Below are 18753 nucleotides of genomic sequence, written 5' to 3'. Positions count from 1 at the left end.
GGGGGCTTGTCGAGCGTAATTTTATGTGACCCAGTGAGAATAATAACTGAGGACAAGTAATCCGATCACCATTAGAGAAATGAAGTATCCCCTAGCCATTACAACAGCAATTCAATTTGAAAGAGAGAAGGAAATGACTGGAATGGATACTAAAGAAATATTATTGAAAAATACTATAGACCTTGATTATGAAAGACATGGCAAGGTAATGTAGAGATAATCTTATGGTAGTAAGGTAGTCGAAGGAAGAGGTTAAAATGAAATTTATAATTATAAGTATTTTGATTACCATTGTAATATTACATGGGTGTTCTAATAGCAAGGAAAACCAATATTTTAGACCTACTCAAAAACAAGTGGATGAATTTATAATAGATCATGGAATCACTCCTCTTGAAACTAAACAATTTGAAAATTATACAATGGTTGTTTATGAGACACCAACAGTAGAAGGTTATTTTATTTTATGGACAAATGAAAATGGGGATTTAAAGAGCACTCATTCCGAGATGGCGAGCAGACTGAACAATGGCCCCATTTCGGTAATGTTTAATGAAAAACCAGCTTATGTCATCTTGATTATTCATGAGAAAGTTTTGTTGAAAAAGACTAAAAAAATTCAACTTCTCTTTACAAACAATGAGATTATAGAATCGGAAGATATTAATAAGGCGATGATTGTGTTGCAAAGTAATGATAATATTTCAACACTTGAAAAAATAGTATTATTTGATGAAAATGGTCAAAAGTTACTTGAAGAGCAGTTTTAAATTTATAAACAAAAGAATGTTGTAATGATTTATTTTATAACAGAAGAAGATATTACCATCAAGTCATATAAGGAGATGTTCTGGAGTACGATCCACCAATGACAGCTCCAAGGAAGAGGAAAGATAGTGGGCTAGAATCTGTTTAATTGCCCCATCTTTGACTCCCGGGAGGTAGACGCATTGACCATTACCGTAGTGCATATAAGATCCGTGAGCAGTAATTTCTCTGGTTTCCCTTGGTCAAACTGGCGATTTAACAGATTAGGGCATGTCTGGTGCTCTCGTATATAGCTTTCGCCATTTTGAGATAAGGATTGGCTCGTCGAATCGTAGCTGTATATTTACGCATTAAACGACGAATCTTTTTATGGTTCATAATAATCCCTATACGTTCGAGCCGCAATTTAATCACTAGTGCTCCTGCTTTTTCACGGAGAGCATCAAAGTGGTCTTTGATAAGTCGGAAGTCGTGTTCATCTGCCTCCTCACGGAGTTGGCGATCCTCTTCGGAAGTAAGCCAGGGTAATTCTTACATAAGATAACGTGTTAGACGTTTCAGATTGTGATGACGAATCGTCTGGTTGATCATTTGATAGCTCTCGGAGGGCGTCAATGTTTCCTCTGCATCTTCTGCTTTTCGAGCTTTTTTAGAAGATCATTCCCCGCCTCTAACAGCTTGATGCGCGCTTCAGCACGCTTTAGCTTTTCCGCAGTAGATAGCCCTTCTCCTAATGGTCTGCCTGTACTCCCTTTCCCTCGTTGTTCCTCTAGGAGCCCTGTCTCTCCAAGAGTTGTATAAGTCTTGCGCCAACGTTTTAAACAATGTTTTGGTTTCTCTTGACCAATGATATCTACGTCAAAACCTGCGCTACGAAAGATTTCCATAGGCGTTTGTCCGCTCAGATATGCTTGAACCGCAGCTAGTTTGAATGCTGGAGCATAAGTAATACTTTTATGCGTTACATTTTAGACATTTGGATTCGATTCCAGCTGCTTGATTTCATGCTCCGAAAAAACCTTTGAACTTCCCCTTTTTTTGCCCATAAATTTTTCCCCCGCTCTTTTCTAATTAGGTAGATTAAAACACAAATGACCCACAAAAGGGTCACTTTTTTAAGTGTCCATCTTGTGGGTCACAGTTCAAAGTGCACCTTTACGGTGCGTTTTTATTTTATTCTTTTAGAAATGATAAACTTGTTAATAAGAACCAAAATAATCCAAAAGGGTAGTAATGAATGACTCAGCGAGAATTAGAAATGTTAAATAGCCCAAGACCAAATCAAGAATACAACTGGTTAGTGAATTAAAATTTCCATATCTTCAACACCATTAAACCAATTCAGCAAACTGGATGCTCTAGGGAATTCCAGCAGAGCAAAGAAGGGAGGTAAGCCAGTTTTTTAAGTATAGGCTATTCCTACCTAGTCTTCGGGCTTATGAAACGGGGTAATCTACCTTGGCGTGTCATTCGTGGCTGGTTAGGAGAGAACCTGCGTCTATGCTTTAACAAAATCTAATCAACCAAGCTAAAACCAACAAAAATCCCGATGAAGAGACCAAGGTATGCAATCAAACGGTATTCAAATGTATACGGGGAGTCAGAAAGCAGCCACTTGTTCCCCAAAATAATAAAACAGCAGTACAAGAGTACAATCAAAATTCCCATTAGTTGCGACTCAATCGGTTGTGATGCAGAATCATAAGGGGGCATCGGCGGTTCTTTCACGTGGGATAATGTAATTGGCCCGAATCCAAAGATAAGCAAACCCGAAAAGATAAACACGAAAACAGCAGGGATACCTGTCACGAAATTCAGGAAGAAAATTAGAATCGGCGGGACTCTTGCCAATTGAATCACCTACTACATTTTTGGTAACGATTAAAATTGCACATGAAAGTGAAAATACCTGCTCAAGACGAAAGGAAAACGCATGCATAAAAAAATCCTCGAAACCCGAGGATTATAACCTGCCAATATGTTTACTGACTTCAAACCCAGACATACTCTTCTTTTGCCCAACTTGATTCGCTTCGTAATTCGAAGGAATGCCAATGTCAGGTCCAAATTCATCACTTGCTTCAGCTGTGCCGGACTGTTCTAAGGCTTCTGCGTAGTCACTGCTTGCTTGCAAGTCCTCGTTTGTTTCGCTTCGTTTATTCGGCTCTTCTGAATGAACCATCAATATCCCTCCTTTACCATGATAGGTTGCCCCATTATCCGCGAAAAGCCTATTTCGCCCGAGGCGAGCTCTCAAACCCGATTTTCTTATGCGTCCCATCACAGAAAGGCTTTTTCTCGGACTGACCACAGCGACAGAGTGAAAACGATGCTCCCACCTCATACTTGTCCCCGACTCCGTCCACTAAATCCACAGGACCGGTAATGCGAATCGAACCATTGTCGTTGATTTTGATCGTTACCTTTTCCTGATCCACCATGTATCCCTCCTTCGTTATTATCATTACCAATTTATTAGGTGCGGAAGGGCGTTAGGAAAGAATATTTCCCCACGAGAGAAAAGTTTACTGCCATTTTTTGGACAAGCCCCCTAAAAAGACTTTTCATATATGTAAAATATTTTACCCATCCCTTTTTTCACCTCGTGGTAAGATTGTGAAAAATTCAAACATTCGAGAAACGAAATGAAAATCAGGCTCAAGCACCACCAACAACAAAGGAATGATTCCATGTCCATCCAATGGAACCTCATAAAAGCCGAAGCAGCCAGCTACCTGCAGAAGCTCATCCAAATCGATACGACGAATCCCCCGGGCAATGAGTTGGAAGCAGCTCGTTATCTGGCAAAACTCGCCCGCGAGAACGGTCTTCACACCGAGATCAAGGAAACGGCAGAGGGGAGGGCCAATCTTCTTATCTCCTACCAACAGCCTGTGGCGCAGGCCTTGGAAGCCCCAGCTAGCAGCTCTCTGATTCTGCTCTCTCACCTGGATGTGGTCGGGGCAGACGCAGAGGATTGGGAGCATGGGCCCTTTTCCGGCGAGATTGTAGATGATGTCCTCTGGGGACGGGGAACGATCGACACCAAGCAGTTGACCATCATGGAGCTGATGGCGCTCATCCTGTTAAAGCGGGAGAATCGCGCGTTCGCAAAAGACATTCTGCTCGTCGCCACTGCAGACGAAGAAAGCGGCAGCACCTATGGCCTCCTGGAATTGTTGAATACGCATGGCGAACTCTTTCGCAACAAGCATGTGATCAGCGAAGGGGGCGGTTTTCCAATCCTGGTTAATGACATTCCCCACTACTTGTGCGAAACCGGGCAAAAGGGAATCTGCCAAATTACCTTCCACGTGGCAAACAGTCAATCGACGCCTTACTATGTAGACAACCGACCCATGCATGCCGCAGCCCAGTTGGTGCAACGCATCACGCAATTTCGCTGGGAGGCGGAACCGCCGAAGACCACGGTCTATCTCCTGGATCAATTGCTGCAAAGCTGCGAGCTAGAAGAGGCAATCTCAGCGCCGATTGCAGAAAAATTACGTCTTCTGCAGCCGTATGTAAGCCCCTTTATGGCAAATGTCTTGCGCGCCATGACCGAAAATACGATGGCACCGACCATCTGGAAGGGGGGCAGGCTGGCCCGACAGCCACAAGGAGAGGCCGTCATCTGTGTAGATTGCCGCCTGCTGCCCGGGGTGACAAGAGAGATGGTGGAGGAGAAGCTGGCCCAGCTGGTAGAAGACCTGCCTGTTTCCTGGCAGATCGAAAGCTTTTCTCAAGGGTACGAAACGGATTTTGAAAGCCCGTTGTTCGAGTTGTTTGATCAGCGAGTACGAGCGCAGATCGAGGGCAGCAAAGTAGTGCCTTTCATCGCCACTGGCAGCAGTGACGGTCGTCATCTCTTGCCTTATCGCTCCCGTGTATTCGGCTTCTCTCCGATGCTTCCCGATGTCACGTTTGAAAAGGTGCTTCCGCTGGTGCATGGGGTAAATGAGCGCATCCCGCTGGACTCGCTGCTTTTTGGAATCAGGATTTTATACGAATCAATCAGCCAATACATGACGAGAGGGGAGTAATCAAGTGGTACAGGGAACCTATCAGATCGCCAAAGAAAAGTTGGACCACGCCGCAGCCCTGCTGGAAAAGGCGGGGGTGGATTCCTGGCTGGTTCTGACGAGAGAAGGCTCAGACCCAAGCATGCCGCTGCTGTTTGGCATCCGTTCGTTTCATACAGCAGCCATCTTTATCAATCGCAATGGTCAGCATAAGGTCATAGCGACGGTGAGCGATAAAGGAAACTACGAGGGAACGGGATTGTTCGCTGAGGTAATTCCTTATTATTCCAGCCTGGATGAGGTCTTTTTGCAGGAGCTGGAAAAGCTGTCCCCTCAAAAATTGGCGCTCAATATTTCTCATCACGATCATCTGTGCGACGGCTTGACGTTTGGCTTATACCTGTGGCTGGAGGAGCTTGTAGGCAAAGAGCGCTTGCAGGCAATGGAAGTATCGAGTGAAGCGATCCTAAAAGAGCTGCGCAGCGTGAAATCTCCTGCAGAGATCGCCTGCATTCAAAAAGCGGTGGATTACACCATCGAGATTTACGAGGAAGTATTCTCTCAAATCAAATGCGGCATGACGGAAATCGAGATCGGCGAGCTGTTCGTGCAGGGGATGAAAAAGCGCGGCCTCTCCAACGGTTTGGGCAATCCGCATGATCCGCCGCTGGTATGTACGGTTCGGAATGGGCTGGCCCACCGCAAGCCGGGTGATCACAAGACGATTCCGGGAGATATCGTAATCATCGATTTCTCGCTCAAGTACAACGATTACGTATCGGATATCGCCAGGACCGTGTATTTGCTCAAGCCAGACGAGACCAAAGCGCCGGAAGAGATCCAGCGTGCCTTTGACACCGCCATTGACGCGATTACACAAGCGATTCAATTCATCCGGCCGGGCGTACAGGGCTGGGAGGTCGATGCCGCAGCACGCCAGAGAATCGAAGCGGCTGGCTACCCGACCATTCGCCACTCCACAGGACATCAGGTCGGCAGAGAAACGCACGACGGAGGGACCATCCTGGGGCCGCGACGCACACCGCCGAGGCCAGCTGTCGAAGGGACGGTACAGGTCGGAGAGATTTACGCCATCGAGCCTACGGTGATTCAAGACGATGGTCTGCCCTGCATTCTCGTAGAGGAGAACGTACTGATTACCGAGCAGGGAGCGAAAGTGTTGAGCAAAAGGCAGCTGGAGCTGGTCACCATCGCTTGCGGATCATAGGAGGATGCCATGTCTTCGATCGAGTGGACACACGACTTGGAAAGGGAAACGGTGCAGCACTTCAAAGAGCTGATCCGAATCAACACATCGGCTCCTGCCGGAAATGAGACAGAAGGCGCGCGCTATCTCGCGAAGGTACTGAGTGCTGAGGGAATCGAAAGCGAGATCGTGGAGAGCGAGCCGGGACGAGGCAATCTACTCGCCAAAATACAGGGCGGCCCAGAACCCCCGCTGCTGCTGATCAGCCATTTGGATGTGGTGCCGGCAAGCCTGGACCAGTGGATTCATCCCCCTTTTGCCGCTGTCGAAGAAGACGGCTGGATCTACGGAAGGGGAGCGCTGGATACGAAAAATCTCGTAACGATGGAACTGATGGCGTTCATCCTGCTGAAGCGAGCTTCCAGGGGCAAGGCTTTGAACCGGGATGTCTATCTGATCGCCACTGCCGATGAAGAACAGGGCAGCCGAAAAGGCATGGAATACCTCGTCCGGCAACACCCTGAGTGGTTTCCTGCTGGATGGGTGATAAACGAAGGCGGGGGCTTCTATCTGACGGCTGGCAACAAAGACTACATGCTCATCACAGCGGGTGAAAAGGGCGTTTGCAAAGCGACGCTGTTTGCCACCGGGCAAGGCGGCCATGCATCTTGTCCTCCAGAGGAGCAGGCCATCGAAAAACTGGCCAGAGCGATCGAGCACGCCACCGCCTATTCGTTCCCGGAAGAGATGGTAGGAGTGGGCAAGCGCTTTTTGGATATTCTCGGGACAGCTGAAATGGATGCAACCTTGAAGGATTTGCGCCATTACGTGCTGCGCAACAGCGTCACCGTCAATGCCGTGGCAGGAGGAGAGCGGATCAATGTCATTGCCTACAAAGCCCAGGCGCAGATCGAATTCCGCCTTTTGCCCCATGTCAGCCAGGCGGAGGTGGAAGCGCTGCTTGAGGAATGGTGTACGCAGTTCGGCATCAGCTATCAGATCGACAGCTTTGAACCAGGCTTTGAGAGCAGCTTGGAGGACTCGGAGTTCGTAAATGCATTTGCATCTCAATTGCGTGAGCATGATCCGGAAGCTACACTGCTGCCGATACTCGCACTGGGCAGAACTGACGGACGCTTTTTGGGGGCGAGAGGGTCTGATGTGTACGGTTTTTCCCCGCTTCTGCCGCAGCTGCCCTTCGCTGACGTGTTGCGAAAGGTACACAACCATAATGAAGCGATTCCAGTCAGCTCCCTGTTATTTGGCACGAAGGTGATTGCCGAAACGTTGCGACAAATCTGTTTGGATTCGTAAGGGGGGAATGGAGATGAAATATGTCATCAACCAGCAAAAAATGGACCAAGCTGTACGCTATTTGCAGGACAGCAATATCGACCTGTGGCTGATTCTGACCAGCGAGGGCAGCGACCCGTGCCTGCCATTGATCACAGGCGTGAAGTCGGTAGGGCCGGCGGCATTTCTCATCAGCAAGAACGGCAAAAAGTACGCGATGTGCAGCGGCATTGATGCGCAGGATATCGAGGAGTCCAATCTGTTTGATCAGGTGTTCAAATACCCAACGGAATTGGGAGAAACTCTTCAAGCCTTCGTGACAAAGCATCAGCCCAAAACGATCGCGCTGAATTACTCGCGCAAGGAAAATCTGGCGGACGGTTTGACGACCGGGCGCTACCGCTGGCTGCGGGAAGTGCTGAAGGATTGTTTTTCCGGTGAATTCGTCTCTTCTGAATCGTTCCTGGAAAAGCTGCGCAGCATCAAGACGCCGTTGGAGATCGATCGAATCAAGCAAGCGATCGTCATCACGCAGGAGATTTACGACGTGGTCTTTGCGCAATTGCGGGCAGGAATGTCGGAAATCGAGATCGGACAGCTTTTCGTCAAGGAAATGGAGAAGCGGGAGGTCGTCAATGGCGTAGACCGCACCCTGTCCATGCCGATCGTGATGAAAGAGCGGATCGCTCACCGCCCGCCGGGAGAAGCCATCGTCGTTCCCGGAGATTTGCTCATCATGGATTTTTCGGTGGATTTCGACGGTTATGTCTCCGATATCGCACGGACGGTGTACTTCCTCAAGCCGGGAGAAACCAAAGCCCCCGCGCACATCCAGGCTGCCTTTGATGCAGCGCACGCGGCGATCACGGCAGCAGGGAATGCGCTGAAGCCAGGTGTCCAGGGCTATGAAGTGGATCTGGTCGCCCGCAATCTGCTGCTGAAAAGAGGGATGCCGGAGATCACGCACGCTACTGGGCATCAGATCGGGCGGGATGTCCATGACGGAGGGACATTGCTCGGACCGAGATGGGAGCGTTACGGGAATGCGCCATACGGGTTAGTCGAGCCTGGCATGGTATTCACGCTGGAGCCTACCATTTTGCCGGAAGACGGGCCGACTTTCATCGTGGAGGAAAATGTCCTGGTCACCGAAGCAGGCATCGAATATCTCTCCGGACGGCAGGATGAGTTGATCCTGATTTCATCCTAAACAGACAAAAAGAAGAAGGCGGTGATTTTACGTGGCTAGCTATATTATTCGTCGGCTGCTGCAGGCCGTTCCCATCATTATCGGGATTACGCTGCTTACCTTTTTCATCATGCAACTGGCGCCGGGGAATCCCATGCAAACCATGATCAACCCGAAAATCCCGCTGAGCGAGATGCAAAAGGTGCAAGAAGAGCTGGGCTTCAACAAGCCGGTCATCTACCAGTATTTCAACTGGCTCAAAGAAATTTTGCAAGGAAACCTCGGCTACACGATCAAGACGGGACAGCCAGTGACGCAATTGATTATGGAGCGATTGCCTGCGACGCTTCTCCTTACCTGTACGGCATTTTTGCTCAGCTTTGTCATCGGGATTCCACTAGGGGTCTATTCGGCTCTGCATCGCAACAAAACGCCTGATTATGTATTGACGGTCGTTTCTCTGGTGGGCATTTCAATCCCGTCGTTTTTCTTCGGCTTGGGCCTGATTTTCCTTTTTGCGCTGAAACTGGGGTGGTTCCCAACCTCGGGTATGAAAACGATCGGAAAAGACTTGACCGGGATTGCTTTGTTCATCGACTACGCCAGACACATCATGTTGCCGGCCGCGGTTCTGGCGCTGCCTACCGTTGCCGTCGTCATGCGGTTCACCAGATCCAGCCTGCTGGAGGTCTTCTCGCTGGATTTTATCCGGACAGCACATGCCAAAGGTCTGAGCAAGCGTGTGGTCATCTTCAAGCACGCCCTGCGCAACGCACTTATTCCCGTTATCACCATTTTTGGCCTTTCGATTCCGTTCCTGTTTGGCGGCGCCTATATCACGGAGCATATTTTTAACTGGCCGGGCATGGGGAGCTTGGGGATCTCCGCTATCGTAGGACGCGAGTATCCGGTGATTATGGCCTTGAATCTGTTCACCTCGATTCTGGTGCTGCTTGGGAACTTGATCGCGGATATTTCCTACGCGTGGGCTGATCCGCGGATTCGATATTCGTAAGGGGAGATGAAAATGAGCCAACATGCAGATCTTGCAAGCAACCCTGCCGTACCCGAGCCCCTCTCTTCCCTGAAAAAAGACAGCATCGTCGCAGAAGCCTGGAAGCGATTCAAAAAGAACAAATTGGCGATGGTCGGGGCCGTCATCCTCTGTCTGCTCGTACTGGCCGCCGTGTTCGCACCGTTGATATCTCCCTATGATCCCTACTCATCGGTAAAAAATCAGGCAGGGATGCTGAATGTAATGGCGCCTCCGTCCGGGGAGCATTGGCTCGGGACGGACAGTCTGGGACGGGATATCGTCAGCCGGCTGATCTATGGAGGGCGGATTTCCTTGAGCGTCGCGCTGGTGGCGGTCGCCATCTCTACCTGCATCGGCGTTCTCCTCGGCTTGCTGGCGGGGTACTACGGAAAATGGGTGGACGCGATCATCATGCGCATTACCGATATCGTGATCTGTTTTCCGGTTCTCTTCCTCGTGATCTCGGTCTCTACCATGCTGACGCCGAGCATCTACAACGTCATGATCATTATCGGTCTGGTCAGCTGGACGACGATGACGCGGCTGGTGCGGGGAGAGGTGCTGCGGATCCGGGAGATGGAGTATGTCGAAGCGGTTCGGGCACTGGGACAAAACAATCTGGTGATCGTGTTTAAACACGTATTGCCAAATATCATGGCACCGATCACGGTTCAGGCGACGCTGCAAACGGCGGAAGCCATCCTGACGGAATCAGCCTTGAGCTTTTTGGGTGTAGGCGTACAGCAGCCGATCCCGAGCTGGGGGAACATGCTGCAGGATGCGACGTCGATCATGGTGCTTCAATTTAAACCGTGGATTTGGGCGCCGCCGGGAATCGCCATTCTGCTGACGATTCTCTCGATCAATCTGGTCGGAGACGGTCTGCGCGATGCACTTGATCCAAAGACAAAAAATTAGGAGGTATTTCAGGTGAAAAAAGGATCTTTTCTAGCTCTTCTCCTTGCGGCTGCCTTGGCCGTGGTGACCGGCTGCTCTTCCTCATCCAGTACACAGCCGCAGACTCCTTCCAGTCCGACTGAGACTGCTGCGCCAACAGAAGGCGGAAGTCTGACCATCGCTTCGGAAAGCGAGCCGGGCAATCTTAATCCTCATATCTGGGCCACATCGTCCGATACGTTTGTCACGCACATGATTTTCGATTCCCTGGTCATTCCGGACAAGGAATTGAAAATGGTCGGAAGCCTCGCTGAGAAGTGGGATGTGTCCGAAGACGGCAATACGTATACCTTTCACCTGCAAAAGAACGTAAAGTGGCATGATGGAACCCCCTTCACGGCGAAGGATGTCGCCTTTACCTTTTCTTCGCTGGCGAAGCCCGAGTATGATGCAGGCGGTTACTGGCGGGTGTCTCCGGTAGTAGGAGCGGAAGAGGTGCATGAGGGCAAAGCGCAGGAAGTGACGGGGATCAAAGTCATCGATGATCACACGATTTCCTTTACCACAATGGAAAAATTCGCGCCGTTTCTCTCGGGACTGTTTATCGGGATCGTGCCGGAGCATCTCTTGAAAGACGTCTCGCCGAAGGAGTGGGCGAAGCACGACTTCAACCGCAATCCAGTGGGCACCGGTCCGTTCCAGTTCGTCAAATGGGAATCGGGGCAGTACATTGAGCTGAAAGCCAACAAAGAGTACTTCAAGGGAGCGCCCAAGCTCGACAAAATCGTCGCACGCTTCGGCGATACCAATACCATGCTTGCTGCTTTCATTAATCGGGAGGTGGATGTGGCCCCGGTGCCGATCGCCGAGATTCCGAGCATCCAATCCCTTGATTACGCAGAGCTGAAGGTCGCCAATCAATTGAGCATGTACTACATCGGCTTCAATGCGCTGAATGAGCATTTCCAGGACAAAAAAGTGCGGCAAGCCTTGGCTTACGCGATCGACAAGCAGTCGATTGTAGGCTCGATTTTAGGGGAATACGGCAAGGTTTCGTTCGACGTCTTCCCCATGAATCACTGGTCCCATAATCCAGATGTGCCTCAGTATCCGTATGATCCGGCGAAAGCGGAAGCGCTGCTCCAGGAAGCGGGATATGCGAAGAACGGAAAAGGCATCTATGAAAAGGGCGGCAAAGAGCTGACGTTTACGCTGGAAGTGCCGACCGGAAAAACCGAACGGGAAAAAACGGCTGCTCTGATCAAACAGTATTTTGAGAAGATTGGCGTGAATATGGAGCTGCGCGCGCTTGATTTCCCTACTCTGGTCACCAAGCTGCTGCCGAAAAATGCAGACGGCACGCAGCGCAAGGTAACAGCTGACGACTACCATGCCTACATTCTCGGCTTCGGTGTAGAAGCGGACCCGGATGAGTATCGCAGCTACTTCGGCAGCAAATACATGCCGCCGAACGGCTACAATTTCGTGAGCTATTCCGATCCCAAGGTAGATCAGCTTTTGGAGCAGCAGGTAGCCGAAGTCGATATGGAAAAACGGAAGGGCCTCTTCTGGGAAGTGGGCAAAAAGCTGGCTGAGGACGAGATCTGGATTCCTCTCTATGAGCAGGAAGCCCCTTATGTGGCCAACAAGCGATTGGTTGGTTTTGATCCTGATTTCCGCGGCCCTACGTTCAATGCGAAGGATTGGGCTGTCACTCAGTAAGCAGGAAAGTCTCCCTCCCGATGGAGTGGGAGGGAGATCTACTACCTTTTCACAGAAAGAAGATGAACATGAAAAGATTGGAAAAAATCCGTGATTTTATCCGGGAAAAGGGCGTGGATGCATTTTTCGTCCAATCGATCAAGAATCTTTCCTATTTTTCGGGCTTTACCGGGAGCAACGGCTATCTTTTGATAACGTCGACGAAAGCTGTGCTCGTCACCGATCAACGTTATTCGGAACAAGCTAGGCAGGAAGCCCCGGGATGGGAGGTCATCGTCCACGGATTGGACCCGTTCTCGACATTAGCAGAAGCGATCGGCCAACTGGGGGCTGCCACAATCGGCTACGAGTCCAAGGAGATCACGGACTTCCAGATCACAGCCTTGCGCGAAGGAAATCGCAGTGTGGAGTGGGTGCCTTTCGTGGATGTCTGCATCGGGCTTCGTTCCGTCAAAGAAGAGAGCGAGATAGCTTGCATCCAAGCGTCTCTGAAAATTGCCGAGGATGCTTTGGAAAAGCTTCTGCCAAGCATCCGGCCCGGTGTGAGCGAACGCGAAATCGCCATTGAACTGGAAATCCTCATGAGAAGGCTCGGCAGTGAAGCTCCTGCGTTCGATACCATCGTCGCATCGGGCACCCATTCTGCCCTTCCTCATGCCAAGCCCTCAGACCGGAAGATCGAGGAAAATGATGTGATCGTAATCGACTTTGGCGCTACCTGGAAGGGATATCGATCGGATATCACCCGCACGATCATCGTTGGCGAGCTGGAGTCGCCGTTGCAGAAAATCTTTGATTGCGTGCATCAGGCGTTGGAGGAAGCGGTGGCGGGGATCAAGCCAGGCTCTACGTGTCACGAAGTGGATAAACTGGCGCGCGATGTGTTTTTGGCGGCTGATCTCGAGTCCTATAGCTTGCGTGGGCTCGGGCATGGAGTGGGCCTGGATATTCACGAATATCCGCGTGTGGTGATGAACAACCAAGCCCGGATTGAACCAGGGATGCTGTTTACAGTGGAACCAGGCGTATATGTGCCGAACGTGGGCGGCGTGAGAATCGAAGATATGGTCGTGGCAACGGCAGATGGATGCCGGGTGCTGACGCGATCTCCCCGCATCATCAGGCTGTAAGGAAGCAGGTGAGTAGGCTTGAGCGAAATGTTGCTGGAAATAAAAGAGCTGAGTACGGGCTTTGACACGGAAGATGGATTTCTTCCTGCATTGGACAAAGTCAGTCTCTCATTGAAAAAAGGGGAGACATTGGGGGTAGTCGGGGAGTCGGGGAGCGGCAAGAGCTTAACCTCCCTATCGGTCATGAATCTGATCCCTTCCCCGGGCAGGGCAGTCAGCGGCGAGATCCTGTTCAAAGGCAAGAATCTGCTGGCACTTGGCGAAGATCAGATGCGCGCGATTCGCGGCAATGAAATCTCGATGATTTTTCAGGAACCGATGACCTCGTTAAACCCTGTCTATTCGGTGGGGGAACAAATCATGGAGGTGCTCCGACTGCACCAAAAGGCAGACAAAAAAACGGCGCGGGCGAAGACAATTGAGATGCTGCGGCTGGTGGGAATCCCAGCCCCGGAGAAGAGAGTGAACGACTATCCTCATCAGCTCTCCGGCGGGATGAGGCAGCGGGTGATGATTGCGATGGCCTTGGCCTGTCAGCCCGATTTGTTGATTGCAGATGAACCGACTACAGCCTTGGATGTGACGACGCAGGCGCAGATTCTCGATTTGATGGGCGATCTGAAGGATCGGCTGCAGACGTCTATTTTGCTGATTACCCACGATTTGGGCGTCATTGCGGAGACAGCGGACCATGTGGCGGTCATGTACGCGGGCCAGGTGGTAGAGTACGCGGAGGTCAAGCAATTTTTCCGCGAACCGCTGCATCTCTACTCGCGTGGACTGATGAATTCGATTCCTACTCTGGAGCAGACCAGGGAGCGCCTGGAGGTCATCAAGGGTGTCGTACCTACCCTGCAGCAGATGCCAAAAGGGTGCCGCTTTTGTACGAGATGCGATGAAAAGCAGCCCTTGTGCGTAGAGGAAGCGCCGCCGCTGCTGGACTACCAAGGAAGTCAGGTCAGCTGCTGGAAATACACGGAACGTTGGGAACCGTCACCCAGATAAGGAGGGAACCTACTGATGCACAAAGATAACATTCTCGAGGTGAAAAATCTCGTCAAATGGTTCCCCGTAAAAAAGGGCTTGTTTTCGAAGACGAACAGCTATTTGAAAGCGGTGGATAACGTCAGCTTTTCCATCCCCAGGGGAGAAGTGCTGGGACTCGTAGGCGAATCCGGTTGCGGGAAATCGACGACAGGCAGAGCAATCCTCCGCTTGATCGAAGCGACGCAGGGCGAGGTGTTGCTGGAAGGACAAGATTTGTATCGCTTGAATAAAGCAGCGCTCAAAGAAAAGCGAAAAGACATGCAAATCGTGTTTCAGGACCCCTATGCCTCGCTCAATCCCAGGCTGACGATTCGCAGCATCATCGGTGAAGCGATCAAGCTGCATCAGGTGGTAGGCGAAAAAGAGCGGGAAGCGTTCATGGAAGAGCTGCTCTACGAGGTGGGCTTGGGGAAGCATTTTCTGAACCATTTCCCCCATCAATTCTCCGGCGGTCAACGCCAGCGCATCGGGATTGCCCGGGCCTTGGCTGTCAGACCCAAGCTGGTGGTAATGGACGAAGCGGTATCGGCACTCGACGTCTCTGTTCAGGCGCAGGTGTTGAATCTGTTTCAGGATTTGCAGGAAAAGTACGGGCTTACCTATCTGTTTATCACCCACAATTTGAGTGTGGTCAAGCATATCTCCAATCGGATCGCCGTGATGTACCTGGGGCAAATCGTCGAGTTGGCCGACAAGGAAGAGTTTTTTCAAAATCCGCAGCATCCGTATTCGCGGGCTTTGATCAGCGCGATCCCGTCGTCCAGCCCGGAAATCAAGCGGGAGCGAATCCTGTTGAAAGGCGATTTGACCAGTCCGGTAGATCCGCCGCAGGGCTGCCGGTTTTATTCCAGATGTCCGGAAGCGCAAGCGATCTGCAAGGAAGTTCAGCCTCCTCAAAAAGAGGTGAGGAACGGGCATCTCGTCGCATGTCATTTACGATAATTACGAGGAAAGGGAGGCAGAATCATGCGAGAAAAAGCGGAAATCGTGATCGTGGGTGCAGGAGTGATCGGTTGCTCCATTGCTTATTTTTTGTCAAAAAAAGGATATTCCGATATTGTGGTGATCGACAAGGGGGGAATCTCTTCCGGGATCACAGGCATTTGTCCCGGGGGCGTACGGCAGCAGTGGGGAACCGAAATCAACTGTCTGATGGCCAAAGCATCGACTGAGTTTTATCAGCGGATCAACGACGAGCTGGAACCGGAATATGAAATCAAGTTCCGCCAGGTGGGATACCTGTATCTGTTTCACAGCGAGCAGGCGGCCAAAAACTATCAGCCGAGCCTGGAGCTGCAAAACAGGCTGGGCATCCCCACCAAATTTATCACTCGGGATGAAGTGAAAGAGATTGTGCCGGGGGTCAATACGGACACCTTCCTTTCCGCTTCTTATTGCCCGACGGATGGATTTGCTGACGATGCCTACCATGTGACGACCAGCTTTGCGGCAGCGGCCAAACGGCGAGGCGTCCGGTTTATTCTCGACGAGGTTCCGCAAATCCTGGTGGAGAACAATCGAGTGGCGGGTGTGCAGACGGGGCGGGGCAGGATTGATTGCAGCTTCGTCGTCAATGCCGCGGGACTAGGCTCCAAAGAATTGGCCGCAACCATCGGAGTGGAGATTCCGATCCAGCCGGAGGTTCGCCGGATTTTGTACACCAATCGGATCGAGGAGCGGATTTTGGAGCCGCTGCTGATCTCTTTTGAGCGCGGTTTCGCAGCCAAGCAATTGACAGACGGAACGATCTATCTCAGCTATTTGGGCAGTGATATGAAGCCGCCGTACAATAGCTTCGATTATCAGATGAAAGCCGCCGAAGTAGGCATGGAGCTGTTCCCGCCCTTGGAACAAGTAGAATTCCGCACACATGTGGACGGCACCTACGACAGTACCCCAGACCATCAGGCGATTCTTGGAGGGGTGGACGAAGTGGCAGGGTACTACCAAGCGATCGGGATGAGCGGACACGGCTTTATGATGGCCCCTGCCATCGGAGAGACCATCGCGGATACGATCATCGGAAACAAGACGTCTGTTGATATTTCGCCGCTTCACTTTAACCGTTTCCGCCAAAATGCGCTGATTCCAGAGCCGAGGGTGGTCTAATGGAAGGGAGAGAGAACATGTCCAATCAGATTAAGCTGTCTTTTCCCCATCATCAGATCGAGATTTGGGCAGACCTGTTGACGGAAAAAGCACCGATTACGTGCAAGGCGATTTGGGAGATTCTCGAAACGCCTCTGCAGGTATCCTGCAAGCATGCCATGTACACGGGAAAAGAGCTTTCCATCCAGCTTCCACAGGAGCGCTGCGACACAACCCCGTTGCATGAGGTCGCACCCGAAAATCAAACCTGCTTTCCGGCGGTCGGCGATCTCTTGTTTACGTACATGCCGCCCTATGCCTGGAACGGCATCCCCGCACCGATCTATGATTTGGGATGCTTTTATGGGCAGGACTGCCGAACCTTTTTCCCGATGGGCTGGGTGCCAGGCAACCGTTTTGCAGCCATTCGCCAGGAAGATCTCGAAGCCTTTGCGCTCATGGGTGCCAAGGCGATCCAGGAAGGCCAGCAGACGATCATCCTTCAGCGTGCTTAGTGAGCTTCCAGGTCTCATCCTGAACAAGCGATTCAAGACGGCGAAGATCGGTTATCACATAGTATTTGTTTTGCTTCTCCAAAATGTGGTGCCGCTCCAGCCACTTGAGGGTGTTGATGACGGTGACTCTCGTCGTGCCGACCAGATTCGCCATCTCCTGATGGGTAAAGGTCGTGGCGATCTGGATCGAATCCTGCTCCAATGGCGTGCCGTAATTGAGCGCCAACTGGATGAGAGTGGCACAGATCCGGTGCGGAGCCTTCCTGTAGCTTAGCTGCAAGGACTGCGCGCATAGCATGCGGTATTTGCGGCTTTCAAAATGAAGCAGCTGCTCCACCAAATGGAAGTTTTGCTTCAGCAATTCCCTGAATCGGCCGGTGCTGATTTTGTAGAGAACCGTTTTGGAAACCGTGATGGCGCTGGTGGCATGGGACAGGTTGCCAAGCGAGTCGTACTCTCCGATCAAGCCGTTTTTTCCGATAAAGGCTAATGCCTTCTCCTCGCCTGCTGGCGTGGTGGCATACAGGCATACCCGGCCGCTTGCGATGAGATACACGTGCTCGGCCTCGTCATCCTGTTCGAAAATGATCGTGTCCTTTTTACAATCTATCGGGGTCCCGGCTTCCTTCAAAAGCTCCCATTGATCGGGCAGATTCTCCAGCCACGGGGTTGCCTGATAAACTTCTCTGATGGACTCTAGCAATGTATCCACCTCTGCTGTTCGAAAATTGTGAAAGTAGGGTTGTTAAAAAGGATTATATCATAGGCTGGAAACGACAGGGGATAGTGCCCCTTTGAAATGGAATAAACGACAAAAACCTCTTGGCACCAAGAGGTTTTTTCCCGTGGTGTGCCCGGCATGGGCGTTGTCTCTAGGGTGAAAGTCCCGAATGGCGAAGGCAACAGTAGCCACTAGCTTACGACAAGGGTGTCCACCGCGAGGTGGAATCTGAAGGAAGTCTGCGGCAAACCTCCGGCCTGAGGAACACGAACTTCATATGAGGCTAACGATAGCTGGATGAGTCTGCCATACAAGACGAAGTCCATGTTGCCAAAGGCTATCGGGAGTAAATGAAGCAGGTGGATGGAGGGAAAGACAACGTTCTTACCCGGGGAGACCTGACTGGGACGCCATGCCCTCATGGTAACCTTCTCCGCTAGGAGAAACTGAACGGTCAGGAGTCAGCAGAGGCCATAGTACCGGAGTAGAGGACGCTTGAAACGGGAAGGGCCGAACATTTAGGAAGAACGGGACGCTAGGCGTTCACTCTTTATGATGATGCAGACAATCCAGATGGACTTACTTGAAGGAGGAAATGGTGAATCCATGGGGGACTTCAAGAGGGCGGAATAGAGAGTGGCACAAGTAGAAAGAACGTTCACGCGAAAGGATATCTGGTTTTATGATGGGACAACTGCTGTCACGGGAAAACCTCCTGTTGGCACTAAAGCGAGTAGAAAAGAACAAAGGAAGCCACGGTGTGGATGGTATGTCCGTAAAATCCCTACGTCAACATATCTTATCCAACTGGGACTCCCTACGAGCGTCATTGGAGAATGGAACCTATGCACCTTCGCCAGTCCGACGAGTCGAAATCCCGAAACTGAACGGTGGTGTTCGGCTATTAGGCATTCCTACCGTGATCGACCGTCTCATCCAACAAGCAATTGCACAGGTTCTTTCTCCGATATTTGATCCTATGTTCTCCGAACATAGTCATGGATTCCGTCCAAGGAGACGGGGACATGACGCAGTCAAGAAGGCACAGACATACATCGAGGAAGGATATGAATAGGCTACACTGAATTGGACAGTTCTCTTAAGTTCTAGTAGATTAA

At 50.9% G+C, this 18753-nt stretch carries 18 protein-coding genes and 1 pseudogene; 14 read left to right on the top strand and 5 right to left on the bottom strand.

What is annotated here, in order from left to right; translation table 11 throughout:
• Window positions 1-257: 257 nt before the first annotated feature.
• Window positions 258-770, top strand: coding sequence for a hypothetical protein (locus tag T458_RS44640; protein ID WP_023557595.1), 513 nt, complete (start codon window positions 258-260; stop codon window positions 768-770).
• A gap of 253 nt (window positions 771-1023) precedes the next feature.
• Here the strand turns inward: T458_RS44640 and T458_RS56965 are convergent, their stop codons facing one another.
• The 4 genes from T458_RS56965 to T458_RS44620 all read right to left on the bottom strand — a co-directional run bounded on the left by T458_RS56965 (window position 1024) and on the right by T458_RS44620 (window position 3143).
• Window positions 1024-1227 (bottom strand): hypothetical protein, encoded by a 204-nt coding sequence (locus T458_RS56965; protein ID WP_144083895.1) that lies wholly within the window; start codon window positions 1225-1227, stop codon window positions 1024-1026.
• A gap of 152 nt (window positions 1228-1379) precedes the next feature.
• Window positions 1380-1655 carry a hypothetical protein gene (locus T458_RS56560; RefSeq protein ID WP_144083863.1) on the bottom strand — a complete coding sequence of 92 codons (276 nt, stop codon included), beginning with the start codon at window positions 1653-1655 and terminating at the stop codon, window positions 1380-1382.
• 1076 nt (window positions 1656-2731) lie between these two features.
• Window positions 2732-2950 carry a hypothetical protein gene (locus T458_RS44625; protein ID WP_023557592.1) on the bottom strand — a complete coding sequence of 73 codons (219 nt, stop codon included), beginning with the start codon at window positions 2948-2950 and terminating at the stop codon, window positions 2732-2734.
• 49 nt (window positions 2951-2999) lie between these two features.
• Window positions 3000-3143 (bottom strand): CDGSH iron-sulfur domain-containing protein, encoded by a 144-nt coding sequence (locus T458_RS44620; protein ID WP_429848137.1) that lies wholly within the window; start codon window positions 3141-3143, stop codon window positions 3000-3002.
• A 315-nt stretch (window positions 3144-3458) separates the two neighbouring features.
• Between T458_RS44620 and T458_RS44615 the strand changes: the two genes are divergently transcribed.
• The 12 genes from T458_RS44615 to T458_RS56090 all read left to right on the top strand — a co-directional run bounded on the left by T458_RS44615 (window position 3459) and on the right by T458_RS56090 (window position 16914).
• A complete protein-coding gene (locus T458_RS44615; protein ID WP_023557590.1) occupies window positions 3459-4811 on the top strand; it encodes a M20/M25/M40 family metallo-hydrolase in 1353 nt (450 codons plus the stop codon).
• Between the two features lie 4 nt (window positions 4812-4815).
• Window positions 4816-6018, top strand: a complete 1203-nt coding sequence (locus T458_RS44610) for a M24 family metallopeptidase (RefSeq protein ID WP_023557589.1) — start codon at window positions 4816-4818, stop codon at window positions 6016-6018.
• Window positions 6019-6027: 9 nt separating this feature from the next.
• Window positions 6028-7311, top strand: coding sequence for a M20/M25/M40 family metallo-hydrolase (locus tag T458_RS44605; protein WP_023557588.1), 1284 nt, complete (start codon window positions 6028-6030; stop codon window positions 7309-7311).
• Between the two features lie 13 nt (window positions 7312-7324).
• Complete coding sequence (locus T458_RS44600; RefSeq protein WP_023557587.1) at window positions 7325-8500, top strand: M24 family metallopeptidase; 1176 nt, start codon at window positions 7325-7327, stop codon at window positions 8498-8500.
• A gap of 31 nt (window positions 8501-8531) precedes the next feature.
• A complete protein-coding gene (locus T458_RS44595) occupies window positions 8532-9494 on the top strand; it encodes an ABC transporter permease (RefSeq protein WP_023557586.1) in 963 nt (320 codons plus the stop codon).
• Window positions 9495-9506: 12 nt separating this feature from the next.
• Window positions 9507-10433, top strand: a complete 927-nt coding sequence (gene opp4C, locus T458_RS44590) for an oligopeptide ABC transporter permease (RefSeq protein WP_023557585.1) — start codon at window positions 9507-9509, stop codon at window positions 10431-10433.
• Between the two features lie 12 nt (window positions 10434-10445).
• Window positions 10446-12134 (top strand): peptide-binding protein, encoded by a 1689-nt coding sequence (locus tag T458_RS44585; protein ID WP_023557584.1) that lies wholly within the window; start codon window positions 10446-10448, stop codon window positions 12132-12134.
• Window positions 12135-12202: 68 nt separating this feature from the next.
• A complete protein-coding gene (locus T458_RS44580) occupies window positions 12203-13264 on the top strand; it encodes a M24 family metallopeptidase (protein ID WP_171819390.1) in 1062 nt (353 codons plus the stop codon).
• A gap of 27 nt (window positions 13265-13291) precedes the next feature.
• Window positions 13292-14269, top strand: coding sequence for an ABC transporter ATP-binding protein (locus T458_RS44575; RefSeq protein WP_171819406.1), 978 nt, complete (start codon window positions 13292-13294; stop codon window positions 14267-14269).
• 15 nt (window positions 14270-14284) lie between these two features.
• Window positions 14285-15253, top strand: a complete 969-nt coding sequence (locus T458_RS0128985) for an ABC transporter ATP-binding protein (protein ID WP_031305943.1) — start codon at window positions 14285-14287, stop codon at window positions 15251-15253.
• 24 nt (window positions 15254-15277) lie between these two features.
• The gene (locus T458_RS44570) at window positions 15278-16420 is read left to right on the top strand and encodes an NAD(P)/FAD-dependent oxidoreductase (protein ID WP_023558579.1); all 1143 of its coding nucleotides are present in this window, start codon (window positions 15278-15280) and stop codon (window positions 16418-16420) included.
• Window positions 16421-16437: 17 nt separating this feature from the next.
• Window positions 16438-16914 carry a DUF3830 family protein gene (locus T458_RS56090; RefSeq protein WP_023557581.1) on the top strand — a complete coding sequence of 159 codons (477 nt, stop codon included), beginning with the start codon at window positions 16438-16440 and terminating at the stop codon, window positions 16912-16914.
• Here T458_RS56090 and T458_RS44560 read toward each other — a convergent pair.
• Complete coding sequence (locus T458_RS44560) at window positions 16895-17617, bottom strand: Crp/Fnr family transcriptional regulator (protein ID WP_023557580.1); 723 nt, start codon at window positions 17615-17617, stop codon at window positions 16895-16897. The two genes, T458_RS56090 and T458_RS44560, sit on opposite strands and share 20 nt — an antisense overlap.
• A 700-nt stretch (window positions 17618-18317) precedes the next feature.
• On the opposite strand from T458_RS44560, the pseudogene T458_RS0128975 reads away from it, so the two are divergent.
• Window positions 18318-18704 (top strand): annotated as a pseudogene (locus tag T458_RS0128975) (reverse transcriptase domain-containing protein); the annotation flags it as partial.
• Window positions 18705-18753: the final 49 nt, after the last annotated feature.

The sequence above is a fragment of the Brevibacillus panacihumi W25 genome (genome assembly GCF_000503775.1).
Lineage (GTDB): Bacteria > Bacillota > Bacilli > Brevibacillales > Brevibacillaceae > Brevibacillus > Brevibacillus panacihumi_A.
The sequence above is the reverse complement of the archived record's forward strand: the minus strand, read 5'-3'. Positions and strand labels throughout refer to the sequence as shown.

Coding starts and splice junctions, on each gene's coding strand:
- T458_RS44600 (WP_023557587.1), top strand. CDS start 7,325: ATGAAATATGTCATCAACCAGCAAAAAATGGACCAAGCTGTACGCTAT.
- T458_RS44605 (WP_023557588.1), top strand. CDS start 6,028: ATGTCTTCGATCGAGTGGACACACGACTTGGAAAGGGAAACGGTGCAG.
- T458_RS44580 (WP_171819390.1), top strand. CDS start 12,203: ATGAAAAGATTGGAAAAAATCCGTGATTTTATCCGGGAAAAGGGCGTG.
- opp4C (WP_023557585.1), top strand. CDS start 9,507: ATGAGCCAACATGCAGATCTTGCAAGCAACCCTGCCGTACCCGAGCCC.
- T458_RS44640 (WP_023557595.1), top strand. CDS start 258: ATGAAATTTATAATTATAAGTATTTTGATTACCATTGTAATATTACAT.
- T458_RS56560 (WP_144083863.1), bottom strand. CDS start 1,655: ATGGAAATCTTTCGTAGCGCAGGTTTTGACGTAGATATCATTGGTCAA.
- T458_RS44570 (WP_023558579.1), top strand. CDS start 15,278: ATGCGAGAAAAAGCGGAAATCGTGATCGTGGGTGCAGGAGTGATCGGT.
- T458_RS0128985 (WP_031305943.1), top strand. CDS start 14,285: ATGCACAAAGATAACATTCTCGAGGTGAAAAATCTCGTCAAATGGTTC.
- T458_RS44575 (WP_171819406.1), top strand. CDS start 13,292: ATGTTGCTGGAAATAAAAGAGCTGAGTACGGGCTTTGACACGGAAGAT.
- T458_RS44625 (WP_023557592.1), bottom strand. CDS start 2,950: ATGGTTCATTCAGAAGAGCCGAATAAACGAAGCGAAACAAACGAGGAC.
- T458_RS44615 (WP_023557590.1), top strand. CDS start 3,459: ATGTCCATCCAATGGAACCTCATAAAAGCCGAAGCAGCCAGCTACCTG.
- T458_RS56090 (WP_023557581.1), top strand. CDS start 16,438: ATGTCCAATCAGATTAAGCTGTCTTTTCCCCATCATCAGATCGAGATT.